The following is an 18,802-nucleotide window of genomic DNA, read 5'->3' as shown; positions in this document are numbered from 1 at the left end:
ACTTTCATTGGTGTAGTAGTTTATTATTCTTTGGTTCCTGTGTATGAAATCCCCTTGGACAAGTCTTTTCTGCCAAATAAAAACAGCAGCATTGGCGGGATCATATACAAAACTGCTGCTGCAAACGTCTGGCCTAGATGCTGATTGCCTGTTTTGGAGAGATATAAAGAAAGCGGCTGTTGCTCCGGCTCCAGGAACAAAAGTGGCTGTTCTACCATATTCCAGTAATCGATAAACACAAGCAGCAGGACGGATACGATCATACTTTTACACAATGGAATGACGACATGACGAAAGATTTGAAATTCTCCTGCCCCATCCAGCTTCGCAGCTTCAAAATAGGAACTTGGAATCCGTCTCATCGTTCGAGTAAGCAGATAGATTGGAAATACAGAGAAAACCCCCGGTAAAATTACCATCCAGCGGCTGCCATCTATTCCGATCGTTTGACCGATAAGGTAGTTGGGAACCAACATTACTTGATTCGGCATCAACATCAATATAACAAACAAGAAAAATACGATTCGTTTGATTTTACCTTGGAACCTTGCAAAGCCATACGCTGCAAACAATGAAATGATAATCTGAATCAACGTAATGGGAACGACTAAAATCACTGAATTCCAAAACCGTTTTAAAAACGTAGGATCTGTAATGGTCTCCCAATACTGATCTATCGTCACGGTTTCGGGAACCAGTGTCAGTGATATGGCATCAGACACATTGTCTGTGTCGCTGCCCGGATTCAGCATGGCATGGTAGTGATATGTAATTTCATGATCTGTCATGAAGGAACTGCTAACGGTTAAGATCATCGGCATCAGAAATAAGATGGACATGAATCCCAGGCATGCAAATAGAACTGCTCTTTTAATATTCCGATTGAATTTTCGCTTCATTAATTTTCAACCTCCTTTCCAAATTTTCGTTCCAGCCCAAACAAAACGCCGATGATGATGACCATACCCACCGCTTGCCAGATTGCTGCAGAGGACAGCTTTGGATAAGCCCCGCTTTGAAACGTGTTGTTAATAAAATTCTGTAACATATACAGACCGTCTACAGGGTAGTTTCCCACGAGCATGTATACTTCCCGAAAAATTTTGAATGAACAGATCACAGCGTACAACACAACGAAAAATATAACCGGAGATAAATATCGCAATTTAATATGAAGAAATATATATCGTTCCGAGGCGCCGTCCAATCTGGCTGCTTCCACAAGATTCTCTGGAACGCTGGAAAGGCCTGCCGTAAACAGAATCATGTTATACCCGATCGTTTTCCATACGAATATTAAGACAATAACAACCATGCCATAATCGGAATGAAGCCAGTGAAGCACCTGGTCTCCACCGAGTTGCAAGACGGAATTGACGTAACCCCGATCGTGAAACAAAGCTTGCCATATCAATACAACGGAAGTGGTCGGCACCATCATCGGTGTGAAGAAAAATGTGCGAATCCAGTTCTTCCCTGGAATAGACCAATCCAACACTGCTGCAAATAACAGGGCAATAATCATTGAGAGCGGAATGGCAGTTATTGTGAAAATCAATGTATTTTTGACCGCTAATCGGAACGCATCATTAGAAAGTACATCTACATAGTTTTGTAATCCGACAAACTGCTTGGTGAAAATATTGCGAATGCTGCTGAAATAAAAGACAAGACCAAATGGAATGATTGAAAAAGTCATTACTCCAATTAGGCTCGGCAAGATCCAATGCCAACCGTTCCATGTATGTATCCATCGATTATTATTTTTTCTGATCATCCCACTCTGTCTCATAATCATCCTCCCAAAAACTTTCCCTGTTTATTAATCGTAATCATTACGTTATAGACAAAGGAATATATTATCGTAATAATTACGATTTGTAAACGGGTATTCTCCAGATATTTGGCTTGTGACATTTTGTTTACAACTTGATCAAACTTTAGCGACAAGTCCCTTATATATTGAGTTAGTGAAGTTGCTAAATACACAAGCTAACAACAGACTAAGGAGGAAGTTGAATTGTCATTACCCTTTTTATCATCAAATGTGCCCAGATCTAAGAAAGCGAAAGAGGTGAACACTGTTGACTCCGATTCTCAGAACGATAACTCAAAGTCTTCGACTGAGCGGGAGAATCAACGCGCAACGGGACGACGCCTTCTCGCTCTCGATGCAGCAAGGGGGCTTGCAGTCATCGGCATGTTCTTACAGCATTTCGCTTTGAATGAAAGAAATGCTTTTGTCGCGGGAAATACGACGCTGCTATTTGTTCTTTGTGGAGGCATCTCCTATTCGATAATGGCCCAGCGAATGAAAGAACGTGGAGAAGCAGAAACTATTTTTCGTTCAAAAATGCTTGCTCGTGCTGTATTTGTTGATGTGATCGGTTATTTCCTTATCATGTTAAACACCCCTTACGGCATTATCTTACCAGCGTACGCTGCCATGTTTGTCTTGGGATTGGTGCTGATCAACCGTTCAACTCGCGTTCTCGTATACACCACCCTTGTCTTATGGTTATTCGCTCCGCCACTTATGATTCTGGGAATGAGTTATTTCTCTGGAACGTATCTCTTTCAAGATATAGCTGGTGGTCCAATGTCTGCTCTCGCTCTTGCTCCTGCTTTTGTTGCAGGAATGACGATCGCACGTTTCAATTTATCTAACAAACGAGTAGCCATGACACTTGCGTGTGTAGGCTTCGTTATGCTCATCATTGGTAAGTTACTAGCCATTTATGTTTTACCAGATTTAACAACTTCCTTTGAAGCTTGGCTTGTTCGTGTTCAACCTTCAAGTCCAACTCCAATTGACGAATATGCCATCTGGCCAAATAACGTAACACCACCGCTAATGTGGCATATGCTCCTGCAGACAGCTCCGCATACCGCATCCACGTTCCAAACGATGATTGGAGTTGGGATTGCCTTTGTGGTCATAGGCCTCACATTCCTCGTACCAAGAAAAATAAGTGTAATGTTAACCCCTTTTGCATCCGTTGGACGTGTAGCTCTTACGATGTACGCCGCGCAGTTCATCATCGTTTGGGTGTTGACACTCTTTGGAATTGATTATGGTTTAAGCGAAGTCCCCCTTGGTGATCTGATCGTTATAATCGTCACACTCGTTATTGGCTCCATCATTGCTCTAATGCCCAATGGTCCGTTAGAGTCAATAATGCGACGCTTTGACCGAATATTCAGTTCGTTTGGTTCAGCTTCAACCAAATGAAAAGTTTCTAATAACCATAAGAGTAATGCAAGAACCCCATTCGAATTCGAATGGGGATTTTTGTTTTTAAGTTTAAGTTCTCGTGTATATGGAGCAACGGTGTTTCAATTGATACATTTAGAAAGCAGCTGTCTCTCACTCACTATTGTTGTATCGTCTCCATCTCTTCAGAGGGGTCTGTATCATCAGATTCAATAATGGTACGGACATACTCTTTCAAATCGTTGCTGCTTGTTACGCCCAGTACTGCTGCTCTACCGACATAGGTCTCTTTAAGCAGCTTCATTGGGGGAATTTGCTCACTTGCCTCCATCTTGCTTTTATATCCGACCGAGGCCAACTGCCACATATCACTTACAGATAGATTGGTATCGATATACGGACTGACTTCCTCCAGGATGGATGGAAGCTTCATAATGGATGTCGTCGTTTTCATTTTTTCTACGATAGCATTGGCAAAATCGCGCTGCCGCTTCGTCCGGGAATAATCAGACAGGGCATCATGACGGAAACGAACATACTGAAGTGCTGTTTCCCCATCCAAATGCTGTTCCCCTTCTTTCAGATGGATATCATACTCGTGATTATCGGCTTTACTTTCATAAGTCATATCCTTCTCTACATGGAAATCAACCCCGCCGACAGCATCCACAAGTTTGATAAAGCCCTGGAAGTCCGTATAAACATAGAATTGAATTGGAATTCCGAGTAAGTCGCTAACAGCGCGCATTGCCGTCTTGGGTCCATGAGTGACTGCTGTGTTAACACGGTTTTTACCGTGCTCAGGAATATCTGTATACGTATCCCTAAGAATGGAGAATACGTGGATCTTTTGTTTGACCGGGTTCAGAGAAACAACCATCATGCTGTCAGACCTGGGAATCTCATTTTTCTTGTTTCCACGTGCATCTACCCCCATCAACAATATATTGACCGGCTCCGTACCAGTCCATTTTGGGGGCTCTACCACTTGTTCCTCGCTCGCCATCACTTCGGCAAAGGGAGAATTTTCGGACGCTTTTCTCAGACCTTCCAATCCTTTATATATGGACAAGGAATAATAAATTCCAAAAGCGATAACAGCTAGAATAATAATGCTTAGAATAAGTGTAATTCTTTTATTTTTGATTAACATGCGGCTACTCCCTTTTTGAGTCTTCAATGAATTTGTTCTTGCACATTTGCTTTCTCAACTCACCTGCTACTTCTGGAACCCGAGTTGTTACGACGAGAACCTCCTTGGCTTCAGTTAGAGATGTGAGCAAACTGCGTAGTTGATCTTTAGCGTAGGGACCGTTGGTTCCAAGTTCGATAATGATGTGGTCTCCCAATTTGCCCGTAGCACTTCATTGCTAAATTAATTTTTCGGCTTGTTACGCCTGCCTACCTTCCCATCAACAGTAGCTTTGGGGAATTTCTCCTTTAAATATGGCTCTACACCAACGATGACTGAGTCTTCAAAGATGGTAACACCTTCACCGTTGCAAGTCCCCAAACCAACCCTGTTTTTCTTTGTCTCATCTTCCGTGCACTCTTTCATTATGTTTCTCTTGATATCGTTAACTTCAGTTCTGCATGAGGTGTTCCACCAGCTGAGATGCATAGTAGCGAGCTCCTTCCGGAGTCAAGTGAACACCATCCTGTGTAAACAGCTCGCTTTTGTCCTCACTGGCTGCATACCAATCAATAATATTGACATTGGGATAATCATTAGTAACGTCTTTTAAAGCTTCATTCACAGTATCCTGCCATGGTCTGGGCACCCGCGTGGTTATCAGATAAAGCTGCTTGTCATGTAAAGTATCCAACAAGGTTCGCAATTTACCTTTATTAAAGACCCCATTACTTCCGAGTTCTATGATGATGCGGTCCCCTAACTCTCCTTTGGCTCGCAGTTCATCCACCACTTCTTGAGCACGTGACATTTGTCTTCCAACTTTGCCATCAACCACAATACCAGGAAGCAACTCTTTGATATGTGAATCCACATCCAGCGTAATTGAGTCGCCGATCAGTGTGATTCCCTTTCCTGTAGAGGAAGAGCTATTAGGATCATCCTTTTGACCGTTTGAAAGATCTTCACTGGCCGGATGCTTTTCATCGAAGTAGGCGGATTGATCGTGATCTGTCTTCTCCGAATTTTCATTTTGTACATTGTTTTGAATGCTCACAGGTTGAACCGATTCAGGTTGATTCTGTGCTGCATTGGTGATCCAAGATTGAGCCACAAAGAAAACCAATAACGTTAAACCCAATCCGACGAAAGGTTTGAAGCGATCATGATGCCAGACAGTACGCCATTTTTCACGAAATTGTCCCCTGCGAATTGGTTCTTCAATGAACTCGTACGATAAAACAGATAATAATACAATGATGACGAGACGCCATAAAATTTGTGCCATCCCCAGCCCTTCAATCGTCGCTTCTGGTTTCATTAAGATAATCACGGGATAGTGCCAAATATACAGGCTATAAGAACGCTTACCCAGCCAGGTCAGCGGTGGACATCCCAGGATATTACCCAATCGGCTAGCTGGATGCACCAGGACAGCAATAATGACTACTGTCACAATGGACAGAAAAAGAAAACCGAACTGGTACAATGACTCATCATATTCATTCGTACGATTAATCAAAATGAATAATATAAGCAACCCCGCCGAGCCAATGATATCAAGTGATGTGCGTATTGCAGGTGTAACTTTCTCACCTAACTTCCAACTCGGCCATATCGTCGCCAGAGCAGAGCCAATCAGTATGGCAAAGGCTCGGGTATCTGTTCCGTAGTACACCCGGCTTGGATCTGTACCTGGCACATACATTAGTGTCATAGTCATCGCAGAGAGGAATGCCAAACCCAACATACACAGCATCAACTTTCCACGCTGTGAAGCGAACTTAAGGCCAAGGAGTAGTAAGATGGGCCATGCGACATAAAACTGTTCCTCGATGGAAAGTGACCAGAGATGTCCAATGGGCGAAGCTGGACCAAACCTCTCAAAGTAGGACACTTCATGAAAAATGAGATACCAGTTATTCACGTAGAAAATCGATGAGATAAAATCTCCTTTAAGTGATAGGAGCCTCTCATGATCTGTAGTCAATAACCACATGGCAACCAGAATGAGCATACACAACATAGCAGGCAACAATCTGCGAAACCTTCTCATCCAGAAGTTCCAAATCGAGACGTAATGGTTCACTTTCCACTCCATGAGGAGCTGATCTGTTATCAAATAACCAGATAGCACGAAAAACACGCCTACTCCGAGCAAACCACCCTGGGCCCACTTCAAATCCAAATGGTACGCAATGACAACCAAAACAGAGATGGCTCGTAAGCCATCAATCCCAGGCAAATAACGCTTTAACGGTTGATTCAATTCCCCACTCATATGTCTCAGTCCTTGTCTGTATATGGGCTTGTTCTCTTTAATCAATATAATCAGCAGATGTCGCCAAAGTTTGATCAAGATGTAAACAAGTTGTCACAACAGCCGTATGTCTGTTGACACAGAAAAAACACGCAGACACGGATGACTCCGTGATGCGTGTTTGAATGAATTGGTGCTATTCAAATTCTATAATAAAAGCAGGCTCCTCTGTGGGATCATCACTCTGAATGACGTTCGGACTTGTAAAGGCCTTAGGGCCTTGAATGAACAGACGGTTATTGTCCGGACTCCACTTCATATTTAACGGTAAAACACCATGGTAGACGGGCTCGTTGTATAGCACATTTCTTCCTTGCATTATGCCAACATATACAGCATCCTCATCTTGAAGTGTATACGCTATAAACTTTTTGTCTGAAGAGAGTTCATATGCAGAGACTCTTTCCATAATGACGGATAACTCTCCATTACGCTGATCGTATTCATACAACGTACCGTCCCTTCCCAAAAACGCAAACTGATCATCTCCGATCCAGGTCATCTGCTTATCTGCTATTTGACGTTTGTACTTAATCTGCAATTGACCATCAATCAGTTTGCCAAGCACTACAGTTGTTCTGCTCGATTGAGTGGAATCAAACAGCTTGATCAATGCATTTTGGCCATCATTGGATACCTGGACCCCAATCAACGTGTCATCATCATTGAAACCATTTAATACGTACGATGCGGATTTCCTGGTTTTTAAGTCGTAGATCCTTAGCATATTCTTTTCTGGATGGACAGCGTCAACAATCAGATAACTGATATACTCGCTGTTGTCCGACCAGGACAAACTCTGCAAGTAATTCTGGCTTGTTAAATTAAGCGTTTCAACTTCTGTTTCTTTCTTGTTCTGTATAGAAAATAATTTTAACGTTGCAGTGATTCTTGTTGTGCTAACATCAGCAATTTGGGTCCCATCCGGCGAGAGCATCATACGCGTACTGTCCATATCGATCTCTGAAATATTTCCACTCTGTTCGAAGGGATACACCAACCCTTTCAACTGTAAGTGTTCAGGATCTAACGCAGAATTGAATGCTCCAATCATTGATTTCGTTGAGGACCAGCCCAACCAATATCCCTTATCTACATTTTCCTTGGGGAGACGATAGATTTTACGCACTTGAACGGGACTCAAGTCCTCATGTGTTTGTTCCGATTCTTCCGAGCCAGAAATGATAATAGTTTCGTTTTGCGGACGTGTACCACAGCTTGTAAGAACAAGGATCATAAGAACCATCATACCTAAAAACCATCCACTATGTGTTTTAGCCATGACGGGTCCCCTCCTCTACCGCTTTTATTCGATTAAATTCTACAGTGACTACGGTATGGTTATCTTGGTTCACCATCGAAATTGAACCTTCCAATTCGTCCACAATTGACTTGACGATGCTTAACCCCAAACCAACGCTACCCTCTTCTGAATCCTTCGAGTGTGCCAGATAGAAAGGTTCAAATAGTTTGGAGAGCTGCTTCGCATCGATTGGATCACTTGAATTTTCTACGATGAATCGAATTTTACTGTCCACGTGGAAACCTCTTACGTTTATTTCCGAGAAGTCCAGGCTGTATTTAATCGCATTATCCAACAGGTTAATAAAGAGTTGTCGAATTCGGTCCTCTTGCGCAAGCAAATATAATCCGTTTTCAATATCTACCGTTATGTTTTTTTTGTAACGCTGTGCTCGTATGGACATGGATTCACATACATCTCGAAGAACTTCTCCAGCTTCAACGTTGTCCAATTCTTGATTAGTTGCATGACGTCGAGACACTTCAAGCAGCTTGAGTACCATGTTGTGTAGGCGCTTGCTCTCTTCAATGATATGGTTCATTCCTTTTTCAAAAAAGCTTCGGTCTCGTTCTCCGTGGGTCTTAATGAGCTCCGCATAACCCAATATGGAGGTCAGAGGCGTTTTAAGTTCATGAGTAATATTATCAAAGAAACGTTTTTCCTGCTGATGAAGTTCTTTGAGCTGGTCCCGATCCTTTCTAATGATGCTCATTTGCAGTTCAATCTGATTAATCATCTCATTAAAATTGTCAGCAAGCCGGCCAATCTCATCCTTCCGTTTAAATCCGATACGTATGTTCAAATTTCCATTTTTCACTTCGGAAGAGGCCCGTGCAAGTTTGCCTAGAGGAAGAGTAATATGTCTGGACAAGATGAAGGAGAAAATAAAAGTTACGGCAAAAATAGCCAGCGTAATGTAGAGCGTAGTATCCAAAATTCGGTTGCTCTGTTGATATAACAAACTAAAATCTTTGTAAAAACGCAGAATTCCCACTTTTGCTCCATCGATCACAACTGGATAAGAAAACAATACGGACGTCTTGTCCTCATCGTACTCGATGTTAAATGCGGTGCTGCCATGAATAGCCTCTTGCAGATCCGTTCGCTGCGGTTGGGAGAATAGGGACTTATCTGACGCATACAACAACTCTCCGTTAACGGTATACACGCCAACACTATTTCCGGTGGCACGATTCAAGTTGTTTCCAAGTTCTTCGGCCATCTCTCCAAAATAAAGTTCATTGCTCGTGAAGTGATTTATCAGAAAGGTCTGACGTACATAGACATTGCTATTATTTTTAAGCCCTTCGAGTTCGGTGGTAATTAGGTTTTGATTGCTTGTATGAATGATCTCTTTCACTGTTTGACTTAGTACCACAAAAGAAAAAGAGAATAGCAACAGAAAACCGAGGAGAAATTTGAGACTGATTCTATGCATGATTTAATCACCTGTTTTTTTGAACTTGTAACCGATCCCGAACACCGTTGCAATATAATCCATCGCATCCAGTTTTTTGCGAAGCCGCTGAATATGGGTATCCACAGTTCGTGTATCCCCTGCAAAATGGTATCCCCACACTACATCAAGTAATTCAGATCTGCTAAACGTTCTTCCTGGATTTCTCACTAGTGTCATGAGTAGATCGTATTCCTTTGGCGTTAATTCAACCTGTTGACCGTGTTTACTGACAAACCTTTCTTCAGATCGAATCTCAATGTGATGAAAACGAACGACTTTATGATGTAGATCATGATGATCCTTTTGATTGGACTGCTCCAATCGGCGAAGAATGGTTCGAATCCGGGCAATGACTTCTCGAAGGTCGAAAGGCTTGGTGATATAATCATCTGCTCCGAATTCAAGACCCAACACTTTGTCGGTAATATCCGATTTTGCAGTAATCATGAAGATAGGAATGTTATACTCGGAGGTTACTCTTTTGCATATATCCAGTCCGCTCAGGTCGGGAAGCATCCAGTCCAGAAGTAACAGATCAGGTTGGAACATCTGTATTTCACTCATCCCAGCTGTTCCATTTAAGGCGATCTTTGTTTGAAATCCCTCCATGGAAAGACCATATGAGAGTAAATCGGCAATCGGTTCATCGTCTTCGATGATTAGAATTTTAGCGTTATTCATGATAATCCCCGTCTCGTATAAATAATCATGTCTTAATCCTTACTGACATTGTTACTTATGTTAACGATTTGTTTTGAATTAATCAATTTCCTGTTTTCTCGTGAACTTTCAACAGCTATGTCACGCTTCATCCGCCCATTTAAATTGTAGTTATCTGAATGTTTCTTCTGCAACTCGTTCACTTATATTGGATTGCCCAAAGGATCCTGCATAGTTATCTCATAAATAAGGCACTGAAAATAAGAACATCCTGCAAGAAATGAATCATCAACGCCCAGAAGAATCCTTTCGTTTCTAACATCGATTTGGCTAAAAACCATCCGATAAACGCTGCCATCAATACACCCGCTATCCCGCCTGGATGTCCAAAATAATGAACGGCGCCGAAGATTGCAGCGGCCATTCCTTGAGCTGCATAAGGGGACAAACCATATTTACCTACAACGGCAACAAATGAAAACCGAAAGATGATTTCTTCAGAAAAAGCATTCATTAGGGCAAATACAAGGATGAGGATAACACCGGGATACAGCTCCAAGCTCACGCTTTTCCCGTGCACCACTTGGAAATAGATAACGACAGCCGTTACCAACGTTATGATGACCGCGAAGTTTTGACCTAAGTGTTTCCATGTCTCTGTTTCTTTCGGCTTAATGCCAATCCACGGCTCGGGCCGAATTTTTCCGTCTCGCTTTTTCAGATTTAAATACCTAAGTCCCTGCTTACCTGCCAAGCCATATACTATGCCAATTACTATTACAGCTAATAACAACACCGTGATCTGATAACTAATCTCCAGGTTGTATACATCGCTGTCGAAGACCTTTAATCGGAGAAGCGGACTGCTTCTAAACCATAACAGGAGGGGTGCGCAGGCAACCACCACGATCGTGATCAATAGGATGGGAATGAGGACGTATCGTTTTTTATCCATTTTAATCTCCCGTATTTGGATGATTTAACGTTTCCAGCGCATGCTTACACCATTCCAGGGTCATCCGAAGATATCTCTCCCCATAGTCCAGGGTTAATAACCAGAGCTGGGCCTGCTTGCTTTCCCCTGTGGGAACACTCGCTTTAATTCCTGCCAACATCGTGATGAGCTGTTCATTAGCTATTAATTCCTCTTCAAGAAAAGTGATGAGTTGCGGGATATGACGTTCATCGGAGACAAAAAGCTTCATAAGCAGTTCATTTCTCATAACAGGTTCTTCAGGTGGCAGAACCAGCCAGGAATCAAGTTGGTCACACCCTTGCTCTGTAATGCCGTAGACAATTTTACGTCTCCCCGTCTCTGCTTCTTCCACCACCGAAACTGAGCCTTCTAACTGCAACTGTTTGATGCTCTTATGAATATGTCCGTACGATTCGTTCCAAAAAAGGCCGATGCTCTCCTTCGAAAACTTAACCAGCTCATAGGCGCTCATGGGCTTCAACCGAAGCAAGCCGAGAATCGCAAAGTGTGTGGTATTGATTCTTTTCATATGCCCTCCCCGTCCAAAATGTATCTTTGAGATATATATAATTAGCATATTACTCCATTAAGATAAAGATTACAATTCATTTCTAGATATCTTTAATTCTGTTCTCCAATGCAAATAAGGAGTGATTACCGTAAGGTAACACCCCTTCCTATCTATAATAATGCATTATGCCTATAATCATTTTTGAGTGCTGCTTACACCTTTTAATTCCATGCCTCTTGTAAAGAACACTATTCCAATTGCAGCAAACGTTACGTAATTACTTATCTTGGCTATTACTTCTTCATCATCCTCATAATTAATCCAGAACAAAAGAACGAACGGTGATACTATCATTAATACTTTCATAGCCAACATAAATACATAGTGAACTCTTTGCTTCCGCAAATTGCATTCTTGAGAGGTTATTCTAAGGCTAACCTTAGAAGAGTCGTAGATCGTTATTAATAGTGCGATAATGCTTGAGTATGCTGTTATTTTCAAACCAATCTCAATCCACGGAACAAATGCTGCGACGGCGATACCCAGATAAATCCCAGCAGCTAAATAAAAAAGGTTAATCTTAATCTTTCTGTGCAAAATCCTTCGCTCCTATCATATCACCTGTATATTTTACCATCATTATACAACAATAAGTGTTTGTTCACCTGTGTTTTATGAAACATCGCAGACAGGATATATTCATCCTCTCTACTTTGTGGAGAATGCATTTCTATGCAATCGCCACTATTGGTTTTTACAAATTCTAATTGACCTGTATGAGCAGGACAACGGACGATTTCGTTTAAAGAGAATTCATCGCTCAAAGACTTCATTTTGCCTCCTCTTTTTTCGATATATTAGGTACAGATTTAATTTAAATTTTAACGATCAGGTTCTGAGTTAGATCTGTACATTGACATACTTAGGGGGAACTGAAGTGAAAACAAAGATAGGATCCATTCTAAAAATGAGAACGTTAAGGGCCAAGTTAGTTTCTTTGTGTTTGGTTATACTTATTGTGCCCACAATCGTAATAGGGTTCAGTTCTTATACCGTTTCAAAAAATGAAATGAATGAATCCGGCAAGGCCGCACTTGAAAATAGTGTACGAATGGTCATTGGTATGATTAATCTCCTCAATGAGCAGGTAGAGAACGGAAGTTTAACATTGGAGCAAGCGCAGGAAAAGCTTCGCGTACAACTGCTCGGTGAAAAGAATGCAGATAATAAACGGCCTGTAAAAAGTGAATATACTGTAGGGGAAACAGGATATCCATGGGCTGTTGGCAAGGATGCACATTCCGTAATGAATCCTTCAAATGAAGGTCAGGATTTGACAGATGTCGTTACAGAAGACGGCGTATATTTGGGAAAAGAGATCGTTAATGTTGGTACAGCCGGAGGCGGATTTGTCACCTACAAGTGGGCTCTACCTGATACAGGTGAGGTAGAAACGAAAGTTTCATATGTTGAAATGGACCCGCATTGGGGATGGATCATCGGATCTGGTGCCTACTTAAGTGAGTTTAATAGTGGTGCCACACAAGTTCTCTATCTTGTTCTTATCGTTACGGCTGTGGCGGTTGTTCTAGGATCCATTATCGTTAGCATCATCTCAGGACGCTTAACGAAGCCGATCCTTATGGTCGCTAAGCGATTGAAATCCGTTGCGGACGGTGACCTAACCGTTGAAGAAGTTAAGATGAAGTCCAAGGATGAGATTGGTGAGCTTTCACAGGACTTTAACCATATGATTAAGAACATGAGAACACTTATTAGTCAAGTCGATCTCTCAACAAAGCAGGTAGCCTCTTCTTCCAAAGAGTTGACCCTTGGAGCGGAGCACACCAGTCAGGCAACTGAGAATATCACCATTTCGATCCAAGAATCTGCAGCAGGTGCACAAGAGCAGCAAATGATGCTTCAACGGACTACCAACTCACTCGAGGAAATATCGATCGGGATTCAGCGAATAGCGGAAAGCTCATCAACCATTGCCGATTCTTCTGTTAATGCGATGGAACTCGCGAACATAGGTGGTACAGCCGTAGAACATACGGCGAAGCAAATGAATCTGATCAACAAGTCGGTTAATGAAACGGATGTAGTCATGAGAATGCTGGATGAACGCAGCCAGCAGATCGGTACCATGCTGCATGCCATTACGGATATTGCGAAGCAGACGAATCTTCTTGCTCTGAACGCCTCGATAGAGGCAGCCCGCGCAGGCGAAGAAGGCCGCGGTTTCTCGGTAGTTGCTGCTGAGGTGAGAAAACTTGCTGAACAATCGAACCAATCATCCGGGCAGATTTCGACGTTGATTCAAGATATGCGTACAGATATTGAACAATCGCTCAAAACGTTGAATCGAGTTAAACAGGACGTCGACTCCGGCTTACAGATTGCTAATGAGACGGAACAACAGTTTAACAAAATCGTAGGGTCTACCAACTTTATCGCCCAACAAACGGAGGAACTTGCCAGCGTTACGCAGCAGATCACGGCAAGCGTCCAGGAAATCACAGCGGGCCAAGAGCAAGTCTCCAATCTTGCACTTCAAGCTGCAGACAACTCCCAAAATATAGCTGCTTCTTCAGAAGAACAACTGGCTTCAATGGAACAAATTACGAGCCTAGCCACAACCTTGTCCGATATGTCTCAAAAGTTAGAGCGTTTGACAATTCAATTTAAATATTAATTTGATTATTCCAGGTCAAAAAAAAGCAGCCGACCCCTCCAACTTTGGTCGGCTGCTTTCTCCGTTTTAAACCACGACTGTATAGCCCTCAGCAAACTACACTGATCAAGCTCGCTTAAAGTTCCAAATCTGCAGCCCGTGCGTTCGCTTCAACCTGCTCCGGACTTTTGCATCCTGGAATGACGCAGCTAACGGCTGGATGCTTCAGACACCAGGCAAGAGCCCACGAGGCCATGTCGACACCTTCAGGGACTTCGTTTTTCTGGATTTCAGTTACCAGCTGCAGTTTCTCATCGATCTCTTGACGCTCGCGTCCCTTTCTGACATTGTCATTGAACACTGCGCCTGGCTTGTACTTGCCGCTCAGATAGCCGCTGGCCAGTGGGACTCTTGCGAGCACACCAAGGTCCTGCTCCTGACATGACGGGAATACCCTCTCCTCGGGCTTCTGGTCCAGACGGTTATATACGACCTGTATAGCCTTCGCGTTTAACTCACTAGCCTTGCTCGTCTGATGCAGATTATCGTTGCTGCCAATGGAGATCCCGAGATTTCGAATTTTACCGGCCTGTACCTGCTTGTCCAGCATGGTCCACAGCTCGTCGTTATCAAACACCTCATCTGTTCCGGAATGGAACTGATACAAATCGATATAATCTGTTCTTAGGGCTTTCAGGGATTCTTCCAATTGAACACGGATCTGATCCACGCTCCAGGCATTGGTCCAGTGATCATGCCACTGATGACCAAACTTCGATGCGATCACCCAATCCTCACGCCGGTCACGGGATATAAAATCACCGATAAAATTTTCCGACATATGGTGAGGTCCGTAACATTCCGCTGTATCAATCAAATTAATACCAAGTTCTTTGGCACGGTAAAGAATATCATCGACTTCTTTCTGGGTATAGTCTTTACCCCAGTCCCCGCCAAACTGCCAGGTGCCCACACCTACGACGGATACATCCAGCTCGGTCTTGCCCAATCTTCTGTATTTCACGCTACTCACCTCGAGGATTAATATGTTGGTCAAGTGACCGAATGGTACAATAGGTACTCAATTTACGATAACGCTTTCATAATAAAGGATAATTAACAAATTATCAATCTGAGGTGTGCTCTATTAAATAAAACCCCTTAGAAATTCATTGGATAAACGGCGCTTATTCCAATATCTTTTCTAAGGAGTGCACTTGCTTGATTTCAGAAATTAGAGAGTGAAGTCTCTGTTTGCTTCATTGGATACCTGTAGGAAAATCAGACTTATTCTTTATCGCTTAACCCAACGATGGTTTCATACGGTCGCAGCATCCTTGGCAGCTTGCTATCTTCGTAGTTGGTAAGCCAGATCTCGGAGAAGTTAAGGCTATGCTCTTCTTCCACAAGCTCTACGGCTTGGTCAGAGAGATTGACTACGACCAGCACCTGTTGGTCTGCCAGAGTACGTGTATAAGCAAATACACTAGGATGTTCCGGCATAAGAAGCTCATAGATACCATATGTCAGCGTGTCGTGTTCTTTTCGCAGCTGAATCATTCGTTTATAAAAGTGAAGGATGGAACGCGGATCCTGCAGCTGTTTCTCTACATTAATATGAACGTAATTGTCATTCACCTTAAGCCATGGCGTACCGTTGGTGAACCCGGCTTGTTCTGCTGAAGACCACTGCATTGGCGTTCTGGAGTTATCGCGACTCGATGCCCAGATGATGTTCATGATTTCCTCATGAGACATCCCTTCTTCACGTTTAATCTGATATAGATTCCGGTCAGCTACGTCGTTATAGTCCTCTATGGAAGGATAAGCCACATTCGTCATGCCTATTTCTTGTCCTTGGTATATGAACGGAGTGCCCTGCATGAAAAAGTACATGGCTCCAAGAGCTGTTGAACTTTCATACCAATACTCTGCATCATTTCCCCAGGATGAAACTTTACGTGGCTGATCGTGATTTTCAATAAACAAAGCATTCCAACCGATGCCTTCCAGTGATTTTTGCCACTTGGTCAAGACGTTTTTCAGTTTGGGAACATCCAATTGCCGGTCTGTGCTGTTTTTCCACAGGTCAAGGTGTTCGAATTGGAAGACCATATTAAATTTGCCTCTGACTTCACAGATCCAATCGTACAGATCTTCCTGGTCTTCTACTTTTACCCCATTGGCTTCCCCAACGGTTACCACGTCATATTTGGATAGAGTTTCCTCTTTCATTTCCTGCAGATAACGCTGAATGCCTTTGACATTCATGTGCTTCTCAAACGAAGAGATATATTTAAAGCCTTCTTTGACTGGCATATCCAGTAGGCCCTCTTCTTTGTGGATATGGCTGATTGCATCCACACGGAAACCATCGATACCTTTATCCAGCCACCAGTTCATCATTTCATATATGGATTTCCGCACGTTTTCATTTGCCCAATTTAAATCCGGTTGTTTTTTGGAGAACAGATGAAGATAGTACTGTCCGGAGACTTCATCATATTCCCAAGCAGAACCACCGAAGATGCTTTCCCAGTTATTCGGTTCTTCTCCGTTCTTCCCATCTCTCCAGATGTACCAGTCCCGTTTGGGACTATCCTGCGAAGATCTCGATTCGATGAACCACGGATGTTCGTCACTGGTATGATTGATCACCAAGTCCATGATGAGTTTCATGCCACGGTGATGTACTTCTTTTAATAATTCATCAAATTCATCCATCGTGCCGAATTCATCCATAATGGAACAGTAATCACTGATATCATAACCATTATCATCGTTGGGCGACTTATACATCGGACAGATCCATATCAGATCAATACCGAGGTCTTGAATATAATCCAGTTTTGAAATGATTCCCTTGATGTCTCCAATCCCATCCCCATTGGAATCCATAAAGCTTCTAGGATAGATTTGATAAGCTACTGCTTCTTTCCACCATACTCTTTTCATTTGATGCAATCCTTCTTTCTCAACCACGATATAAACTGCACTAATCGATCACACAAGGGCACTACGAGCGCAGTACCATCTTCCGATCGCTGTTATCCCCAGATTTCTTGAATCCCCTTCTCTAAGGGGAAAATCCGGTGATAAAGGCGAACGCTTCGCTTCTCCAGATTGGTTCTGCCTCTCCGTTAACGTGTGTCTGTTTAAGCAGTTTATATAGACTTTATTTATAGTATTTTTCTTTACGCATGCATAAGGTACATTCTCGCTTCATATGGACGCAGTTCGTTCAGAGGCAGTTCACCTGCATAATTCGATATCAGCAGCTGATTCGTCTCTGCCAAGTGTTCCTGAAGCGGGAGCTCGATCGTATTTCCTTTAAAATTACATACAACAAGGACTTTTGTTCCATTAAGCGTTCGGGTATAGGCAAACACCTCTGGATCATCCGGGAAAACCAGCTCATAATCTCCATACACGATGACTTCATGATCTTTTCTTAATTGGATTAACTTCCGATAGTGATGAAATATGGATTCAGGGTTATTCAAATTGTCTTGGGCATGGATATCGGTATAGTTCGGATTCACCTTGATCCAAGGCTCGCCACTTGTAAACCCAGCGTTATCGGAAGAATCCCACTGCATCGGTGTTCGCGCATTATCGCGTCCCTTGGCGAAGATCGACTCCATCACACTGCTTTCAGGATATCCTTTCCCCATTCTTTCTTTATAGAGATTGAGCAATTCAATATCCCGATAGTCTTCAATCGCATATTGAACATTCGTCATGCCTAATTCTTCACCCTGATAAATATAAGGTGTGCCTTGCATGCCATGAAGAAGGGTCGCAAGCATTTTAGCCGATTCAATTCTATATTCTCCGTCATTTCCCCAACGGGAGACGATTCGAGGCAAGTCGTGGTTGTTCCAGAACAAGCTGTTCCAGGCATCGCCTTTGAGCTCTGTCTGCCATTTGGACAGCACTTTTTTCAATTCCAGCACATCCAAAGGCTTGAGATCCCACTTTCCTTTGCCTTCTTGTTCATCCAAGCCGATGTGTTCAAACTGGAACACCATTGAGAACTCGCTGCCGTCCGGGTTGCTGTACAGTTTGGCAATCTCAGGAGTAGCGCCCCATGTTTCTCCAACCGTTAGCAGATTTTCTGCTTTTTGAAACGTTTCCTTGCTAAGTTCCCTAATATATTTATGCAAATTGGGCCCATTCCCCGTAATCTTCGCATCCGGCTCTTTACCAATTAAGTCGATTACATCAAGTCTAAACCCGCCGACTCCCTTGTCGATCCACCAATTGATCATGTCGTAAATCTCTTGCCGGACTTTGGGATTTTCCCAGTTCAGATCTGGTTGTTTTACGGAAAAGAGATGCAAATAATATTGCCCAATTTCAGGAACCCATTCCCAGGCTGAGCCACCAAATGTGGATCCTAAATCGTTCGGAGGCGTTCCTTCCACACCATCTCTCCAGACGTAGTAGTCATGGTACGGATTGTCTTTCCCTTTTTTGGCTTCTTGAAACCAAGGATGTTCATCCGATGTGTGGTTCAACACCAGATCCATAATGATCCGAATATCTCG

Annotated in this window: 16 protein-coding genes; 2 read left to right on the top strand and 14 right to left on the bottom strand. The window is 42.8% G+C overall.

Annotated elements, in window-relative coordinates; genetic code table 11:
- Positions 1-23: 23 nt before the first annotated feature.
- Together CHH60_RS02105 and CHH60_RS02100 are read right to left on the bottom strand one after the other, a co-directional pair.
- A complete protein-coding gene (locus CHH60_RS02105) occupies positions 24-899 on the bottom strand; it encodes a carbohydrate ABC transporter permease (RefSeq protein ID WP_095357681.1) in 876 nt (291 codons plus the stop codon).
- Positions 899-1,699: a carbohydrate ABC transporter permease gene (locus tag CHH60_RS02100; protein WP_217989968.1), complete on the bottom strand. Its 801-nt coding sequence runs from the start codon at positions 1,697-1,699 to the stop codon at positions 899-901. Before CHH60_RS02100 ends, CHH60_RS02105 begins: the two co-directional genes overlap by 1 nt.
- Before the next feature lie 375 nt (positions 1,700-2,074).
- Between CHH60_RS02100 and CHH60_RS02095 the strand changes: the two genes are divergently transcribed.
- Entirely contained in the window at positions 2,075-3,232 is a 1,158-nt protein-coding gene (locus CHH60_RS02095) for a DUF418 domain-containing protein (protein WP_441339378.1), read from the top strand.
- Positions 3,233-3,374: 142 nt separating this feature from the next.
- On the opposite strand, the gene CHH60_RS02090 is transcribed toward CHH60_RS02095, so the two are convergent.
- The 9 genes from CHH60_RS02090 to CHH60_RS02050 all read right to left on the bottom strand — a co-directional run bounded on the left by CHH60_RS02090 (position 3,375) and on the right by CHH60_RS02050 (position 12,172).
- On the bottom strand, positions 3,375-4,367 hold the full coding sequence (locus CHH60_RS02090; RefSeq protein WP_095357680.1) for an LCP family protein: 993 nt from the start codon (positions 4,365-4,367) through the stop codon (positions 3,375-3,377).
- Positions 4,368-4,589: 222 nt separating this feature from the next.
- Positions 4,590-4,835, bottom strand: coding sequence for a hypothetical protein (locus CHH60_RS02085; protein ID WP_141236927.1), 246 nt, complete (start codon positions 4,833-4,835; stop codon positions 4,590-4,592).
- Entirely contained in the window at positions 4,798-6,591 is a 1,794-nt protein-coding gene (locus CHH60_RS02080) for an acyltransferase family protein (RefSeq protein ID WP_369680171.1), read from the bottom strand. Before CHH60_RS02080 ends, CHH60_RS02085 begins: the two co-directional genes overlap by 38 nt.
- Before the next feature lie 211 nt (positions 6,592-6,802).
- Positions 6,803-7,948 (bottom strand): hypothetical protein, encoded by a 1,146-nt coding sequence (locus tag CHH60_RS02075; RefSeq protein WP_095357677.1) that lies wholly within the window; start codon positions 7,946-7,948, stop codon positions 6,803-6,805.
- Positions 7,941-9,410 carry a HAMP domain-containing sensor histidine kinase gene (locus tag CHH60_RS02070; protein WP_095357676.1) on the bottom strand — a complete coding sequence of 490 codons (1,470 nt, stop codon included), beginning with the start codon at positions 9,408-9,410 and terminating at the stop codon, positions 7,941-7,943. The genes CHH60_RS02075 and CHH60_RS02070 overlap by 8 nt, the downstream gene beginning before the upstream one ends.
- Positions 9,411-10,109: a response regulator transcription factor gene (locus tag CHH60_RS02065; protein WP_095357675.1), complete on the bottom strand. Its 699-nt coding sequence runs from the start codon at positions 10,107-10,109 to the stop codon at positions 9,411-9,413.
- A gap of 214 nt (positions 10,110-10,323) precedes the next feature.
- Positions 10,324-11,043: a CPBP family intramembrane glutamic endopeptidase gene (locus CHH60_RS02060; RefSeq protein ID WP_095357674.1), complete on the bottom strand. Its 720-nt coding sequence runs from the start codon at positions 11,041-11,043 to the stop codon at positions 10,324-10,326.
- Between the two features lies 1 nt (position 11,044).
- On the bottom strand, positions 11,045-11,593 hold the full coding sequence (locus CHH60_RS02055) for a PadR family transcriptional regulator (protein ID WP_095357673.1): 549 nt from the start codon (positions 11,591-11,593) through the stop codon (positions 11,045-11,047).
- A 177-nt stretch (positions 11,594-11,770) separates the two neighbouring features.
- The gene (locus CHH60_RS02050) at positions 11,771-12,172 is read right to left on the bottom strand and encodes a hypothetical protein (protein ID WP_095357672.1); all 402 of its coding nucleotides are present in this window, start codon (positions 12,170-12,172) and stop codon (positions 11,771-11,773) included.
- A 340-nt stretch (positions 12,173-12,512) separates the two neighbouring features.
- On the opposite strand from CHH60_RS02050, the gene CHH60_RS02040 reads away from it, so the two are divergent.
- Positions 12,513-14,273 carry a methyl-accepting chemotaxis protein gene (locus tag CHH60_RS02040; protein WP_095357670.1) on the top strand — a complete coding sequence of 587 codons (1,761 nt, stop codon included), beginning with the start codon at positions 12,513-12,515 and terminating at the stop codon, positions 14,271-14,273.
- Positions 14,274-14,388: 115 nt separating this feature from the next.
- Here CHH60_RS02040 and CHH60_RS02035 read toward each other — a convergent pair whose 3' ends face one another.
- From CHH60_RS02035 to CHH60_RS02025, 3 genes are all read right to left on the bottom strand, one after another.
- On the bottom strand, positions 14,389-15,276 hold the full coding sequence (locus tag CHH60_RS02035; RefSeq protein ID WP_095357669.1) for an aldo/keto reductase: 888 nt from the start codon (positions 15,274-15,276) through the stop codon (positions 14,389-14,391).
- 263 nt (positions 15,277-15,539) lie between these two features.
- Positions 15,540-17,207, bottom strand: coding sequence for a glycoside hydrolase family 13 protein (locus tag CHH60_RS02030; protein ID WP_095357668.1), 1,668 nt, complete (start codon positions 17,205-17,207; stop codon positions 15,540-15,542).
- Between the two features lie 239 nt (positions 17,208-17,446).
- Positions 17,447-18,802: glycoside hydrolase family 13 protein (locus tag CHH60_RS02025; protein WP_095357667.1), on the bottom strand; the 1,356-nt coding region annotated here is incomplete at its 5' end.

It is taken from the genome of Paenibacillus sp. 7523-1, assembly GCF_002276415.1.
GTDB lineage: Bacteria > Bacillota > Bacilli > Paenibacillales > Paenibacillaceae > Paenibacillus > Paenibacillus illinoisensis_A.
This window is presented reverse-complemented; position numbering and strand designations above follow the sequence as displayed.

Excerpts from the sequence above, each read along its gene's own strand:
- CHH60_RS02105 (WP_095357681.1), bottom strand. The coding sequence starts at position 899 with ATGAAGCGAAAATTCAATCGGAATATTAAAAGAGCAGTTCTATTTGCA.
- CHH60_RS02100 (WP_217989968.1), bottom strand. The coding sequence starts at position 1,699 with ATGACTTTTTCAATCATTCCATTTGGTCTTGTCTTTTATTTCAGCAGC.
- CHH60_RS02090 (WP_095357680.1), bottom strand. The coding sequence starts at position 4,367 with ATGTTAATCAAAAATAAAAGAATTACACTTATTCTAAGCATTATTATT.
- CHH60_RS02085 (WP_141236927.1), bottom strand. The coding sequence starts at position 4,835 with ATGCATCTCAGCTGGTGGAACACCTCATGCAGAACTGAAGTTAACGAT.
- CHH60_RS02075 (WP_095357677.1), bottom strand. The coding sequence starts at position 7,948 with ATGGCTAAAACACATAGTGGATGGTTTTTAGGTATGATGGTTCTTATG.
- CHH60_RS02065 (WP_095357675.1), bottom strand. The coding sequence starts at position 10,109 with ATGAATAACGCTAAAATTCTAATCATCGAAGACGATGAACCGATTGCC.
- CHH60_RS02060 (WP_095357674.1), bottom strand. The coding sequence starts at position 11,043 with ATGGATAAAAAACGATACGTCCTCATTCCCATCCTATTGATCACGATC.
- CHH60_RS02055 (WP_095357673.1), bottom strand. The coding sequence starts at position 11,593 with ATGAAAAGAATCAATACCACACACTTTGCGATTCTCGGCTTGCTTCGG.
- CHH60_RS02030 (WP_095357668.1), bottom strand. The coding sequence starts at position 17,207 with ATGAAAAGAGTATGGTGGAAAGAAGCAGTAGCTTATCAAATCTATCCT.